Genomic DNA, 12,961 nt, shown 5'->3' with positions numbered 1-12,961 from the left:
CGACCCTGGGCACGGCGATGCGCCGCCGGGACGGGCCCACGCCCCGGCGGCGCTTCGTCGGCTCTCGTGCTCAGCCGACGTCAGTGGTCCCGTCGGCCGCGAAGGCCAGCCGGGCGGCCCGGCGCCAGCGGTTCGCCGGCATCCGGGGGTGCAGCGCGGCGATCGCCGCGCAGTACTTGGTGAACACCGCGGGGCGCACGCCGTGGGCGTGTAGGAAGCGGTCGGCTTCGGTGAGGTGGCCGGTGGTCTTCGTCTCCACCAGGACCAGCCCCGGATCGCAGCGCACGTGGCGGTCGGCCCGTACGTCGTGGCAGCGCAGTCCGGTGTCACAGGTGATCCGCTCGCCGTCGGAGACGAGCGTGGCGCGCCGGTAGTCGGTGACGATCGACGGCGCCAGGGACGCGGGCGGCTTGAGTCCGTACGCGGCCCGGAGGTGTCCGGCGAGGAAGTCCCGGTACGGTGCGTCCAGCGGGGTGTCGGCGCCGGTGAGCGGGCGGCGGTGCTTGACGGTCTCGCCGCGGCCGCTCTTGAGCTTGATCTCGAACTGGCGCAGTCCGGAGTCCTGGTACACCCGCTCGCGGATCTTGAACCGGAGCCGGCGTCCTTGGCGGTGCTCGTGGAAGCAGCGCCAGTCGGGGGTGTCGTAGTAGACGGAGTGGTAGGCGAACCAGCGGCGGTCCTCGATGGTGAGCACCCGGAACGGCCCGTCGGGGCGCGCCCGGTCGGTCAGATGGGCGACGAGCCGGGTGAAGACCCCGGCGGGGACGAGGTACGCCTTGTCGAAGCGGGCCATCAGCTCGGCGCGCTCCTGGACCTCCTTCAGGGAGATGGGTGCCGCCGCGAGGACGGACTCGGCCACGGCGTCGAGTTCGGGCAGGACGAGTTGGCCGGTGCGCGGGGCTGGTGGGATGCGTGGTGCGCGGGCGGCGCGCCCCGGGCGGGGTGCGACGGCGAGGGTCACACCGCCTCCAGGGAGGGCTCTTCGGTGCGCTCGGGCCCGGTGGTGCGGGCGGACTCGTCCGAGTGGGCGTCCGTCGTGCGCCGGGTGGCCTTCGCGGGCGGCTTCGCCGTCCGGTAGCGCACGTCGACCACGGTCAGGTCGCGGACGTAGTCCACCTGCATGACGGTCCAGTTGAGTGGTTCGCCCAAGCGCAGGCCCAGATCGGCCCGGAGGTCATCGGCGCTTTCGTACACGGCGTCCAACGTGACCACGGTCCTGCGGGACCTGGCGAACAGCTTCGGATGGTCTGCCGCATAGACGACGAGTAGGAGCAGCAGGGTGAGGGCACCGGCCTCGCGGAGTTCGAGTTGGGGCAGACCGCAGATGAGTCCGATGACCAGGGTGGTGAAGTAATAGGCGACCTCTTCGTGTTGGATGGAATCGGAGCGGAGCCGGATTATGGACAGTACGCCGAAAAGGCCGAAGCCCAGGGCCGTCCCGCCGTTGCCGCCGACCTGGGCGAGCGCCGCCACCACGGTGAACAGCGCTGCGTTCAGGGCGAGGTAGGCGGGGAGCAGGTCCCGGCGGCGGTGCCGTGGATAGTAGACGGCGAACGTCAGCAGACTCACAGCTATCAGATCTAAACCCAGATGAGCGGCGAGTTGCCTCAACGACTCCATGGGCGCACCTCCCTAGATGGACACACGACTTGGAGTTCCGATTTCCAAGAATCCTAAACGGACACCACGCAAAGAAGTGGGAAAGGAATTTTCCGTTTAAGCAAAAGAAGCAATGAGATTTCTTTCACAAACCCATGAGAAGGTTTTCATAATCGGCGTGCGATTTCATCGTGGAAGGCGCGCGAAGTACCGCAGGGAACAACTCTTCAGGGCCGCCGCGGAGACCTCTCACGGACATGACTGCGCGCGCACTTGAGGTGAAGTGCGCGCGGGAGGGAGGGGGGGTGGGACGGAGGTGTCCGTCCGGTCAGCTCGCGCCGTCCAGGTGGAGCGCGGCGGCGTCCGGGGCGCCGGCGGGGCCCTGGTCGGCCGCCCACAGGGAGCGCACGTGGGCCAGGTGGCGGCGCATGACGTCCTGGGCGGCTTCGGCGTCGCCGGTCAGCATGGTGTCGAGCAGTTCCACGTGCTCCTGGGCCGAGTCGACCAGGGAGCCCGCGTGGTCGAGGTCGGTGAGGCCGAACAGTCGGGAGCGCTTGCGCAGGTCGTCGACGACGGTGACCAGGTGGCGGTTGCCGGCGAGGGCGAGCAGTTCCAGGTGGAAGCGGCGGTCGGCTTCCAGGTAGCGGATCAGGTCGTGCTCGCGGGCCGCGGTGACGATGTCCTCGGCGACCGGTCGCAACGCCTCCAACTGCTCGGCGCTGGCGGTGCGGGTGATGCGCCCGACGATCGGGATCTCCATCAACGCCCGGATCTCGGTGTACTCGTCGAGGTCGGCCTCGGTCATCTCGGTGACCCGGAAGCCCTTGTTCCGCACGGCCTCCACCATGCCTTCGCGCGCGAGGTCGAGCATCGCCTCCCGCACGGGGGTGGGCGAGACGCCGAAGTCGGCGGCGAGGGCGGGCGCCGAGTAGATGACGCCGGGCCGCAACTCCCCCGCGATGAGCGCCGCGCGCAGCGCGTTGGCGACCTGGTCGCGCAGGTTCTCCTGAACGGACACGAGATTGCGCCGCGTGGGCTCGGACATGGCGGAGACTCCCTTCGCGGCCGGGCGTACGACTCGCTGTGCAATGTCACGTATTGGCGATCATACACACCGGGCGGGCACCGGATCCGGGCGCCGTCGGCCGTCGCCCGGTGCGTCAGACCGTCATGACGCCTCGTCATAATGGTGTACTGGCGGCCCTGTTGCACCGAACGATGCCGGATCGACTCCGTACCGCAGCACTCGGACGTCTCACAGCAGGAATCCGTCCGGGAACGGGTCGGTGGGGTCGAGGAAGAACTGGGCGTTGCCGGTGATCCAGGCCCGGCCGGTGACCGTCGGCACGACGGCGGGGCGGCCCGCGACCTGAGCGGTGTCGACCAGCCGTCCGGTGAAGGACGTGCCGAGGAACGACTCGTTGACGAAGTCGCGCTCCAGCGGGAGTTCGCCGCGGGCGTGCAGCTGTGCCATCCGTGCGGAGGTCCCCGTGCCGCACGGCGAGCGGTCGAACCATCCGGGGTGGATGGCCATGGCGTGCCGCGAGCGGACCGCGTCCGAGCCGGGGGCGAGGAATTGCACGTGGTGGCAGCCCGCGATGCCGGCGTCCTCGGGGTGCACGGGCCGGTCCGTCTCGTTGACGGCCGCCATCAGGGCGAGCCCGGCGCGCAGGATGTCGTCCTTGCGGGACCGCTCGAAGGCCAGCCCCACGGAGTCCAGGGGCACGATGGCGTAGAAGTTGCCGCCGTACGCGAGGTCGTAGGTCACCGACCCGTAGCCGGGCACCTCGACCTCGCGGTCCAGGGCGACGCTGTACGCGGGGACGTTGCGCAGGGTGACGCCGACGGCGGCGCCGTCCTCCACGGCCACGTCGACGACGACGAGACCGGCCGGGGTGTCCAGCCGTACCCGGGTGACCGGTTCGGTGACGGTGACCATGCCCGTCTCGACGAGGACGGTGGCGACGCCGATGGTGCCGTGTCCGCACATCGGCAGCAGTCCGGACACTTCGATGAAGAGCACTCCCCAGTCGGCGTCCGGTCGGGTGGGCGGTTGGAGGACCGCCCCGCTCATCGCGGCGTGGCCCCGCGGCTCGTACATGAGGAAGGTGCGCAGGTGGTCCAGGTGGCGCTGGAAGTGGGTGCGGCGCTCGGCCATGGTGGCGCCTGGGACGGTGCCGATGCCGCCGGTCACCACCCGGGTGGGCATGCCCTCGGTGTGGGAGTCGACGACGTGGATGGTGCGGCGGCTGCGCATGGTGGGCTCCTGCTCCCTTCGGTCGTGCTCTCCTGCTGACGGGGTTGCCGGGACGTCAGCGCAGCCCTTCGGCGGCCAACTTCTCGGTGATGTCGCGCACGGTGGCCGCGTCGGCGGGGGCGAGCGGGCCGCGCGGCGGGCGGCACGGACCGCCGTACTGGCCGACCGCGTCCATCGACACCTTGATGGCCTGGACGAACTCCGGCTTGGAGTCCCAGCGCAGCAGGGGGTGCATGGCCCGGTACAGCGGCAGCGCCCGGGGCAGGTCCCCGGTCACCGCGGCGAGGTACAGCGCGACCGAAGCTTCGGGGAAGGTGTTCGGGAAGCCGGCGATCCAGCCCCTGGCGCCGGCGAGCGCCAGTTCCAGGGCCACGTCGTCCGCACCGATGAGCAGATCGAGCCCGGGGGCGCGTTCGACGATCTCGTACGCCCGCCGCACGTCACCGGTGAACTCCTTGACGGCGACGATGCTCCCGTCCGCGTACAGGTCGGCGAGGAGCGCCGGGCTGAGGTCGACGCGGGTGTCGTACGGGTTGTTGTACGCGACCACGGGCAGCCCCGCCCGCGCCACCTCCGCGTAGTGGTCGCGCACCGCGTCGGCGTCCGCGCGGTACGCGTTCGGCGGCAGCAGCAGCACGGAGCCGGCGCCCGCTGCGGCGGCCCGCTCGCTCCAGCGCCGGGCCTCGGCGCTGCCGTAGGCGGAGACGCCGGCCATCACCCGGCTGCCGTCGCCGGCGGCGGCGACCGCGGTGTGCACGACGTCGTCGCGCTCCTGGTCGGTGAGGGTCTGGTACTCCCCCAGCGAGCCGTTCACCACGACGCCGTCACACCCCGCTGCGACGAGACGCGCGACGTGTGCGGCGAACGCGTCCCGTGCCACGCCGAGGTCGGGGCGCAGGGGTACGGGCGTGGCGACCATGACGCCCCGCCAGGGGTGGGCCGGGCCGTGCTGGTGCTCGGTCATCGAGTGCTCCTTCACGTGGTGGGGGCGGGCGGACCTGCCGCCGGGGCGTCGGTGCCGGCCGCCGGTTCCGGGGGCAGCGCGGCGAGGTCTTCGAGGGTCACCGGGTAGGCGAGCGGTCGGCGCGTGGTGGGCAGCGGTGCGGCGCCGTCCCCCTGGGCGGCCAGGCACGCCACCGCGGGCGAGCACATCCGTCCCTGGCACCAGCCCATGCCGGCGCGCGTCAGGAGCTTCACGGTGCGCGGGTCGGCGGCGCCGTCTTTGCGCACGGCGGTGCGCACGGCGCCCGCGGTGACCTCTTCGCACCGGCACACGTCGGTGGCGTCGGACAGCCAGTGCGTCCATCCGGGGCCGGGGCGGTGCACCCGTGCCATCGTGTCCGCGAAGCGGCGCAGGGCGCGCCGGCGCCGCAGCAGCGCGGTGGGGGCGCCGGCCGGGCGGGGCCGTCCGCCGAGGTCCAGTGCGGCGGCGCGGGCCGCGAGTTCGCCTTCGTGGCGGGCGAGGTCAGCGCCGCCGATGCCGGTGGGTTCGCCGGCCGCCCACACGCGGGGGACGCTGGTGCGCTGTGCGGCGTCGACGACGAGGGCCGGCGTGCCGTCGCAGGCGGGGCGGGTGGCGCAGCCGAGTTGACCGGCGAGGTCGAGTTGGGGCACCAGTCCGTGGCCGACGGCGAGGGCGTCGCAGTCGACGGTGCGTTCGCTGCCGGGCACGGGGCGCCAGGCGTCGTCGAGTCGGGCGAGGGTGACGGCCGCCACGCGGTCGTCGCCGTGCGCCGCGGTGACGGCGGTGCGGGTGTGCGGGGTCACGCCGTGGCGCAGCAGGGTCGCCCCCAGCCGTAGCGCTTCCCCTGACTTGGTGAGGCCAGCGAGCAGGGCGCGCGGCTCGCGGGCGTACCGCCGCACGTCACCGGCTTCGACGAGCGCGGGGACGCGGGCGCCGGCTTCGAGGAGCGTGGCGGCGACGGCGAGCAGCAGGGGGCCGCTGCCGGCGACGACGACGCGTCGACCGGGCAGGACGAGTCCGGCCTTGAGCATGGCTTGGGCTCCGCCGGCGCCGACCACTCCGGGCAGGGTCCAGCCGGGGAAGGGGAGTTGGCGCTCGTACGCTCCGGTGGCGAGCAACAGTCCGCGGGCCCTGACCGTGGGGACGTCGGCGGCCGGGTGGCCGTCGGTGGCGGTGGTCCGCAGCGCCCAGCGGGGCTGCGCGCCGGGTGTCGGCGTGCGCTGGACCGACCACACCTGGCGGTCGGGCAAGTAGGTGATCCGCCCGGCCCTTTGGTGGTCGTCGAGCCGTCGGCGCTGGGTGCCGAAGGCGGACCGGTCGCGGCCGGCGGGGGCTCGGCCCGACGCGGGGTGCGGGTGGCGGTGGTACTGGCCGCCGGGCCGTGGCGCGGCGTCGATCAGCGCCACCGTCAGGCCCCGGTCGGCGGCGGTCAGTGCGGCGGTCAGTCCGGCCGGGCCTGCTCCGACGACGGCGAGGTCCCAGCCGTCCTCGTGCGGCGTCCGCTGCGTTGCGGCGTTCGGCCGGGCGTCAGCGGCCACGGCCGGTCCCCTCTTGGGAGGCGATGCGGTCCCCGGCGCGGGCGGGCGCCAGACAAGCGCGTTGGTTGGGGCGGTCGTTGATGGTGATCAGGCAGTCGAAGCAGACTCCGATGCCGCAGAACGCGCCGCGCGGCCGGCCGCCGTCGCGGGTGGTCCGCCAGGCGAGGACGCCGGCGGCCCACAGGGCTGCGGCGACGGACTGTCCCGGCAGTGCGGGGAGCGGCGCTCCGTCGTACTCGACGGTGAAGGCGGCCGGGGGGCCGGGGCGGGCCGGGTCGTCGTGGCTGCGGGGCAGCGGCACGGGCACTCCTTTCGGGCGGAACTCCGGGCGGGAGGACGAGGCGCGGCGGGTCAGGCGCAGTCCCGGCGCGGCAGCGCGGAGGGCGACTGCGGCGGGGCGAAGCGTTCGGGACGGAAGGGCGCGGGATCGACGCCGGGCGGGGACTGCGTGAGCGACCGGGCGACGAGCAGCCCGGTGGCGGGCGCCAGTCCGATGCCGGCGCCCTCGTGTCCGCAGGCGTGGTGGAGTCCGGGGACCCTGGGGTCGGGTCCGATGGCGGGGAGGTGGTCCGGGAGGTAGGGCCGGAACCCGCAGTACGTACGGATCGCGGACGCGCCGGCGAGGACGGGGAAGAGGTCGACGGCGCCGCGGGCGAGGCGCCGCAGCACCTCGGCGGAGGCGGTGCGGTCGAAGCCGACGCGCTCCCGGCTGGCGCCGACGAGCACGGGCCCCGCGGGGGTGCCCTCGACCACGGGCGAGGTCTGGAGCGCGGCGGAGCCGCTGGCCACGTCGGCGACGTACCCCGCCGCGTACACCTTGTGCCGCACCAGCGGCGGCAGGGGCTCGGTGACCAGGACGAAGCCGCGGCGCGGCAGTACGGGCAGCGGGGCGCCGGCGAGCCGGGCCACTTCGCCGCCCCAGACGCCGGCGGCGTTCACCACCGCGGGGGTGCGCAGTTCCGTGCGCGTGGTGCGCACGCCGCGTATCGCGCCGCCGGGCGTGGTGAGCACGTCGACGACCTCTTCGCCGATGCGGACCTCCGCGCCCGCGCTCCGGGCGGCCCGCAGCAACCGGGCTGCGGCGAGGGCCGGTTGCACCTGGGCGTCCTCGGGGTAGTGGAACCCGCCCGCGAGGTCGGGGGCGAGGTGGGGTTCGAGGTCGTGCAGCCGGTCGTCGGGGACTTCCCGGGCGTCGACGCCGGCCGCGCGCTGGAGGACGGCGAGGCGGCGCAACGCCGTCAGTTCGGCGTCGTCGCCGGCGACGACGAGGCCGCCCTTCGCCTCGTACTCGAAGCCGTCCGTCCCGTCGGTGAGGTCGGCGGCGAGCTCGCGCCACAGGCGCAGGGAGAGCCGGGCCAACTCCAGCTCGGGGCCGGGCTCCTTGTCGGAGACGAGGAGGTTCCCCTCCCCCGCGCCGGTCGTGCCGCCCGCGGGGGTGCCGCGGTCGACGACGGTGACGCGCAGGCCGGCCCGCGTCGCGTAGTACGCGCAGGCCGCGCCGATGACGCCGGCGCCGACGACGACCACGTCCGGATCCCGTTCCACAGAGCGTCCCTGGGCTGCCATGCGCAGTAATATGTCACATGGCTCAGAGCGTGCCAAGGGTGCGGACAGCGCCCCTTGCATCGTCAAAGGAGCTGGCTCCGGCGGGAGTTGCCGCCGGAGCCCACCCCTGTGCCCTGCGGACACCCTCTACGTTGTGTCCGGAAAGTCCCGCGCGCTTCCCTGCGGGAGCGAACGTAGCCGCCGTTTCCCCGCGGAAGCGTTGGTCTCTGCGGCCCGGTGGAGACCAACGCTCCCGCAGGGAAACGGCGGCCATGTCCACAGACACAGGGGCGCGCGAGACTTCCGGACGCGACCTAGAACTTCGCGGCCACCGTCACGCCCGAGAACGCCGTGGTGCCGGCCAGGCTGAAGTAGTGCACGCCGGGTGCGGGCGCCTTGACGGTCAGGGTCTTGGCCGTCCCGGCGCCGGTGGCCCGGGCGGTGTGGTCCGTCTTGGTGGCCCACGTCCGGTCGTTGTGATAGAGGTCCGCGTCGCCACTGCCGCCGGAGGTGGTGACGGTGAGTTCGGGGACCCCGGCCGGTATCCGCACGTACAGGTACGCGAGGTCACCGGCCCGGCCCGATACTCCGCTGCGGACGCAGCCGCGTTCGAGCTGCCGTGCGTCGGCGTCGGTGCACTCGGGCAGGGCGACGTCGCAGTTGCCGGCGGCGCAGGCGGACAGCCAGGCGTACCAGTCGCTGTCGTAGCGGGTGCCGACGGTGTCCGTGAGGTGGGTGCGGGCCGCGTTCCACGCGCCGGTGCGGTAGTGCCCGAGCACGGTCGCCACGTCGTCCGGACGCGATTGCAGCAGGTAGCGCACTGCGAGGTAGCCCCAGCGGTACACCCGGTTGGTGTCGTGGGCGTAGGTCGTGTTGAAGAGCGCGCTCAGGGCGTGGGTGCGGCGGCCGGCCTCGGCGATGGCGGCGTCGTAGGTCACCTTCCGGTAGGCGTAGGAGACGTACTCGGCGAAGCCCTCGATCCACCAGACGGTGGGGGTGGCCATGTTGTCCGCGAAGCCGCCGTGCATGTTGAAGCGGCCGTCCAGGTAGTGCGTGTACTCGTGGTTGAGGTTCCAGATCTCGAAGGAGGGGCGGAGCCACTCGGCTTCGTACGCGATGAACCGCGCCTGGTTGCCGACGGCGCCCGGGTCGCCCTCCAGGTACATGCCGCCGTTGTCGGTGCTGATGCCGTACATCGTTCCGGCGTAGGTCTGGTAGTCCGCGCTGGAGTCGAACACCACGACCTCCAGGCGGGTGTTGCGGTCGCCCGCGACGGGCCCGGTGTCCTTGGCGACGGAGTGGAAGAAGGCGTCCTGGCCCGTCAGGCTCGTGCAGGTGTCGGCGAGTTGGGCGGCGGTCATCTGCTGGGCGCGGATGCGCAGGCTCGCGCCGCAGGAGTGGTCGACGGTCAGGACGGCCTCGGTCAGCCGGCGCTGGAGGTCGCAGACGCCGTACGCGGCGCAGTTCGCCCGGTCGTACGCGTCGGCCATCTCGGCGAGGCCGACCCACAGGGGCGCGGTGCGGCCGGTGATCGCCGTGCGGCCCAGCAGGTCCGTCACCAGCGGCCGCACGGTGCCCCGGAGCTTTTCGTGCTGGAGGAAGCGGCCGAGTTCCCGCCCGGCGTTGGTCACCAGGTAGGAGCGGTCGGTGCCGAGGAGGGCGAGGTGCCCGGAGGCGAAGCGGTGCAGGGTCGCCGTCACGCTCGGGTCCGACTGCACACGGCTGACGAATTCGGGCACCTGGTGGCCGCGGAAGAGCACGGTGAAGACGTTGTTGACGGCGGCGAGCATGTACCAGGACGCGTCGTACGCCGGGGAGTAGTCGTCGAGCAGCCGGTGGACGACGGGCAGATAGCGGGCGTTCTCCTCGGCACTGTCGATGAGGGTGACCGCCTCGGCCAGGGTCTCTCCGTTGGCGTCGGTCACGTCGCGGGAGCGGGGGCTGGCGAAGAAGGCGTCCAGGCCGGCGCGAATGGCCGCCGTGAGCGCGGGCCCGTAGTCGCCGACGGCCTGGGGGTGGTACCAGTGCACGTAGTAGCCGGCGCGCAGATAGAGCACGAGTTGCGGCATGCCGGTGCTGCCGTTGCCGGGGTACGCGGCGGAGCCGTCCCGCAGCGCCTGGGCGACCGTCACCATCTGGGCCTCGCGGAAGGCTCCGCGCGCGGTGTCACCGGTGAGTTGGAAGAGCGTGCCGACGCACTCGGTCGTGGACTGCGTGATCTGGCGGACCAGGGCGGCTCCGGTCCGGCCGGCGAAGTCCTCGGGCACGCAGGCCGCGTTGGCCATTGCGGAGCCCCGCATCGAGGGGCGGGGCCGGGGAGCGGGCGCCACGGGGTCGTCGTAGTCGCGCCGCAGGGCGTCTTTGGCGGACGGCAGGGGCGGCCGGTCCTCGGGCGCGAGGGCCTGACCGCCCACGTGGTCGGGGTCGACGCCGGTGTCGCGCACGGCCAGCGGGAGGGGCGGCGCACCGTCCGCGCCGTGCCCGTCGTCGGCGGCCCCGTCGGCGGTGGAGCCGTCGGCGACCGCGGGCTGGGCCTGTGCGGTACGGGCGTGGGCCGACGCGGGGAGCGCGCCGACCCCCAGACACAGGGCGAGCGCCACGACGAGGGCGGCGAGGTAGGGATGCCGTTCGGTCTGCGGTCTCACTGCGCAGCCTCCAGGTTGGGGGGCGGACCGGGGTGCGGTCCGGATGAGGGTGAGTGGCGTGCGCGGGGTCGCGGTCAGCGTCCGGGGTGGGGCGCCGTCCGAACAGGCCGGCCCAGCCTGTTTGACATGCGCACGCAGAACCATGTGATGTGTACCATGGCACACATCACATGACCGAGGAAGGCATCCGACGCGGGAAATCGCCAACAGCCGTTGGCGCAAGGAGAGTTCGGGAAAGCGGACCGAGCGCCGAATCAGACGCTGGCGCGCAGCACTTCGCCGAGGTCGTGTGCGACGTCGTGAAAGAAGTGCCGGGTGAAGAAGTCGACGGTCAGGCAGTCGTCGGGAAAGCGCGGATCCAGGCGCTCCCAGTCCTCGTCCGTCAGCCGGTCGAAGCGCCGCGCCAGCGCGTCCGCGGCCCGCCCCAACTCCTCGCCGACCTGACGCGGGTCCTCGTCCCGGTAGAGCCCGGGGACGTCGAGCCCCCGAGCGCCGTCCGGGACCGTCACAGCGGCGCTCGCGGGCGCGCCCGACCCGTCCGGCGCACCGAGGGTGGCGTCGAGCTGCCGATGGAACAGCAGGCACATGTCCCGTACGTGACAGCCGTGTTCGAGCGGGGACCAGGCGAGCGCTCCGACGCGTCGCTCGGTGGTGCCGGGGTCCACCAGCACTCGCTGCCAGCGGGCGGCGTACTCGCGCAGCAACTCCCCGGCCGCACCCCGGCCGAAGGGGCGCGCACCGAAGTCGCAGCGATTGCACCGCGGCGGCGGGAAGGCGGCGAGGGAGCCACGGGAGGAGGAAGGGGATGGAGAGGAGTGCACCGGAGTCGACTGCGTCCGCGGTGTCGCGTTCATCGAACCACGGGTTCCTTCCTCATGGCTGCGCTGCTGCGTCACACACCGACGCGGTCCACGGCCCACCCCCGAACGCCGTGCCGCCCGTCCCCATGCCGGGCAGTGCCGAGTGTAGGCGCCATCATTGATCGGAGGCAATACCGACCATTGCCCTCGGTGCAATTGCGTGATTGGATGCGCCGGGATGGGACTTGAGGGGACGGGGCCGTGACGGACTATCAGAGCGTTGCCAACGAGGTGGCCGACACGATCATGGCGGGCGGGCTGCGCCCGGGCGACCGGCTGCCCCCGCAGCGCGAGTTCGCCCGTCGGCACGGCATCGCCACCTCCACCGCCGGCCGGGTGTACCAGGAGTTGGCCCGTCGCGGGCTCACCGTCGGCGAGGTGGGGCGCGGCACCTTCGTCCGGGCGCCGGCCGATGCGACCGCCGGCGCGCCCACGGAGTCGACGGGCGCCCGGATCGATCTGGAGGTGAACCACCCCGTGGTCCCCGAGCAGGCCCGACTGCTCTCCCCCGGGCTGGGACGGATGCTGCGCCCCGACGCCCTCGGGACGGTGCTGCGCCACTCCGGCGCCGCCGGCACTCCCGCGGCCCGCGAGAGCGCGGCGGACCTGCTGCGCCGCGGCGGTTGGCAACCCGACCCGGCGCGAGTTCTGTTCGCCGGCAACGGCCGGCAGGCGATCACGGCGGCGATCTCCGCGCTGGTGCCGCCGGGCGGCCGGCTGGGCGTCGAGGAGGTGACGTACCCCGGCGTCAAGGCCATGGCCGCCCGCCTCGGCGTCGTGCTCGTCCCGCTCGCGGTGGACGGTGCGGGGCTGGTGCCCGAGGCGGTCGAGGAGGCCCACCGCAGCGCTCCGCTGCAGGCCCTCTACGTTCAGCCCACCCTGCACAACCCGCTGTCGGTGACGATGCCGCCGCAGCGACGCAGGCAGTTGGCGGACGTCCTGCTGCGGCTGGGCGTCACGGCCGTCGAGGACACCATCTGGGCGTTCCTGCACGACGACGTGGAGCCCCTCGCCGCGCTCGCCCCGGAGCGGACCGTGCTCGTCGACAGCCTCTCCAAACGGATCTCCCCCGGGCTCACGCTCGGCTTCGCAGTGGCGCCCCGGGCGGTGCTCGCCCCGCTGGCCACCGCGCTGCGGGCGGGCGGCAACCTCCCCATGGCGTTCGCGCTGGAGGCGGCCTCCCGGTGGCACGCGGACGGGACCGTGGCCGCCCTCGTACGGGCCAAGCAGCGCGCGGCGGCGGAGCGGCAGGTGATCGCCCGGCGCCGGCTGGCCGGCTTCACGGTGCGCACCGACCCGCGTTCGTACCACTGTTGGTGGGAGTTGCCCGACGGCTGGCAGTCGGACGCCTTCGTCGCGGCGGCGGCGCGACACGGCATCGGGGTGCTGCCGTCCTCCGCGTTCACCGTCGGCAGGCACCGCAGCGTGGACGCGGTCCGGCTCGGCTACTGCTCGCCGACGCCGGACGTGCTCTCCCAGGCGCTCGCCACGCTCGCCGACCTCGCCCGGTCGACGCCGGACGACTTCCTCGCGGACTGAGCGGGGCGGGCCGG

The 12,961-nt window shown here is 73.3% G+C and carries 11 protein-coding genes; 1 reads left to right on the top strand and 10 read right to left on the bottom strand.

Annotated elements, in window-relative coordinates; all coding sequences use genetic code 11:
- Positions 1-70 precede the first annotated feature (70 nt).
- The 10 genes from ACH4E8_RS27380 to ACH4E8_RS27335 form a co-directional block, all read right to left on the bottom strand.
- A complete protein-coding gene (locus ACH4E8_RS27380; RefSeq protein WP_398452894.1) occupies positions 71-961 on the bottom strand; it encodes a polyphosphate polymerase domain-containing protein in 891 nt (296 codons plus the stop codon).
- Positions 958-1,620, bottom strand: coding sequence for a DUF4956 domain-containing protein (locus tag ACH4E8_RS27375; protein ID WP_398452893.1), 663 nt, complete (start codon positions 1,618-1,620; stop codon positions 958-960). Before ACH4E8_RS27375 ends, ACH4E8_RS27380 begins: the two co-directional genes overlap by 4 nt.
- Positions 1,621-1,927: 307 nt before the next feature.
- Complete coding sequence (locus ACH4E8_RS27370; protein ID WP_398452891.1) at positions 1,928-2,644, bottom strand: GntR family transcriptional regulator; 717 nt, start codon at positions 2,642-2,644, stop codon at positions 1,928-1,930.
- A 210-nt stretch (positions 2,645-2,854) separates the two neighbouring features.
- Entirely contained in the window at positions 2,855-3,856 is a 1,002-nt protein-coding gene (locus ACH4E8_RS27365) for a proline racemase family protein (RefSeq protein WP_398452888.1), read from the bottom strand.
- 55 nt (positions 3,857-3,911) lie between these two features.
- Positions 3,912-4,820: a dihydrodipicolinate synthase family protein gene (locus tag ACH4E8_RS27360; protein WP_398452885.1), complete on the bottom strand. Its 909-nt coding sequence runs from the start codon at positions 4,818-4,820 to the stop codon at positions 3,912-3,914.
- An 11-nt stretch (positions 4,821-4,831) separates the two neighbouring features.
- Positions 4,832-6,358, bottom strand: coding sequence for an FAD-dependent oxidoreductase (locus ACH4E8_RS27355; protein ID WP_398452883.1), 1,527 nt, complete (start codon positions 6,356-6,358; stop codon positions 4,832-4,834).
- Positions 6,348-6,653, bottom strand: a complete 306-nt coding sequence (locus ACH4E8_RS27350; protein ID WP_398453019.1) for a (2Fe-2S)-binding protein — start codon at positions 6,651-6,653, stop codon at positions 6,348-6,350. The genes ACH4E8_RS27355 and ACH4E8_RS27350 overlap by 11 nt, the downstream gene beginning before the upstream one ends.
- Before the next feature lie 56 nt (positions 6,654-6,709).
- Positions 6,710-7,924, bottom strand: a complete 1,215-nt coding sequence (locus tag ACH4E8_RS27345) for an NAD(P)/FAD-dependent oxidoreductase (protein ID WP_398452881.1) — start codon at positions 7,922-7,924, stop codon at positions 6,710-6,712.
- 293 nt (positions 7,925-8,217) lie between these two features.
- Entirely contained in the window at positions 8,218-10,548 is a 2,331-nt protein-coding gene (locus ACH4E8_RS27340; protein ID WP_398452878.1) for a M9 family metallopeptidase, read from the bottom strand.
- A gap of 254 nt (positions 10,549-10,802) precedes the next feature.
- Complete coding sequence (locus ACH4E8_RS27335; RefSeq protein ID WP_398452876.1) at positions 10,803-11,402, bottom strand: hypothetical protein; 600 nt, start codon at positions 11,400-11,402, stop codon at positions 10,803-10,805.
- A 207-nt stretch (positions 11,403-11,609) separates the two neighbouring features.
- Here ACH4E8_RS27335 and ACH4E8_RS27330 point away from each other — a divergent pair, with 207 nt between their 5' ends.
- A complete protein-coding gene (locus tag ACH4E8_RS27330; protein ID WP_398452874.1) occupies positions 11,610-12,947 on the top strand; it encodes a PLP-dependent aminotransferase family protein in 1,338 nt (445 codons plus the stop codon).
- Positions 12,948-12,961: the final 14 nt, after the last annotated feature.

Source organism: Streptomyces sp. NPDC017979 (assembly GCF_044328175.1).
In the GTDB taxonomy this organism is placed as follows: domain Bacteria; phylum Actinomycetota; class Actinomycetes; order Streptomycetales; family Streptomycetaceae; genus Streptomyces.
This window is presented reverse-complemented; position numbering and strand designations above follow the sequence as displayed.

What these genes read in the sequence shown, in the direction of transcription:
- ACH4E8_RS27375 (WP_398452893.1), bottom strand. Translation starts at nt 1,620, where the DNA reads ATGGAGTCGTTGAGGCAACTCGCCGCTCATCTGGGTTTAGATCTGATA.
- ACH4E8_RS27370 (WP_398452891.1), bottom strand. Translation starts at nt 2,644, where the DNA reads ATGTCCGAGCCCACGCGGCGCAATCTCGTGTCCGTTCAGGAGAACCTG.
- ACH4E8_RS27365 (WP_398452888.1), bottom strand. Translation starts at nt 3,856, where the DNA reads ATGCGCAGCCGCCGCACCATCCACGTCGTCGACTCCCACACCGAGGGC.
- ACH4E8_RS27360 (WP_398452885.1), bottom strand. Translation starts at nt 4,820, where the DNA reads ATGACCGAGCACCAGCACGGCCCGGCCCACCCCTGGCGGGGCGTCATG.
- ACH4E8_RS27345 (WP_398452881.1), bottom strand. Translation starts at nt 7,924, where the DNA reads ATGGCAGCCCAGGGACGCTCTGTGGAACGGGATCCGGACGTGGTCGTC.
- ACH4E8_RS27335 (WP_398452876.1), bottom strand. Translation starts at nt 11,402, where the DNA reads ATGAACGCGACACCGCGGACGCAGTCGACTCCGGTGCACTCCTCTCCA.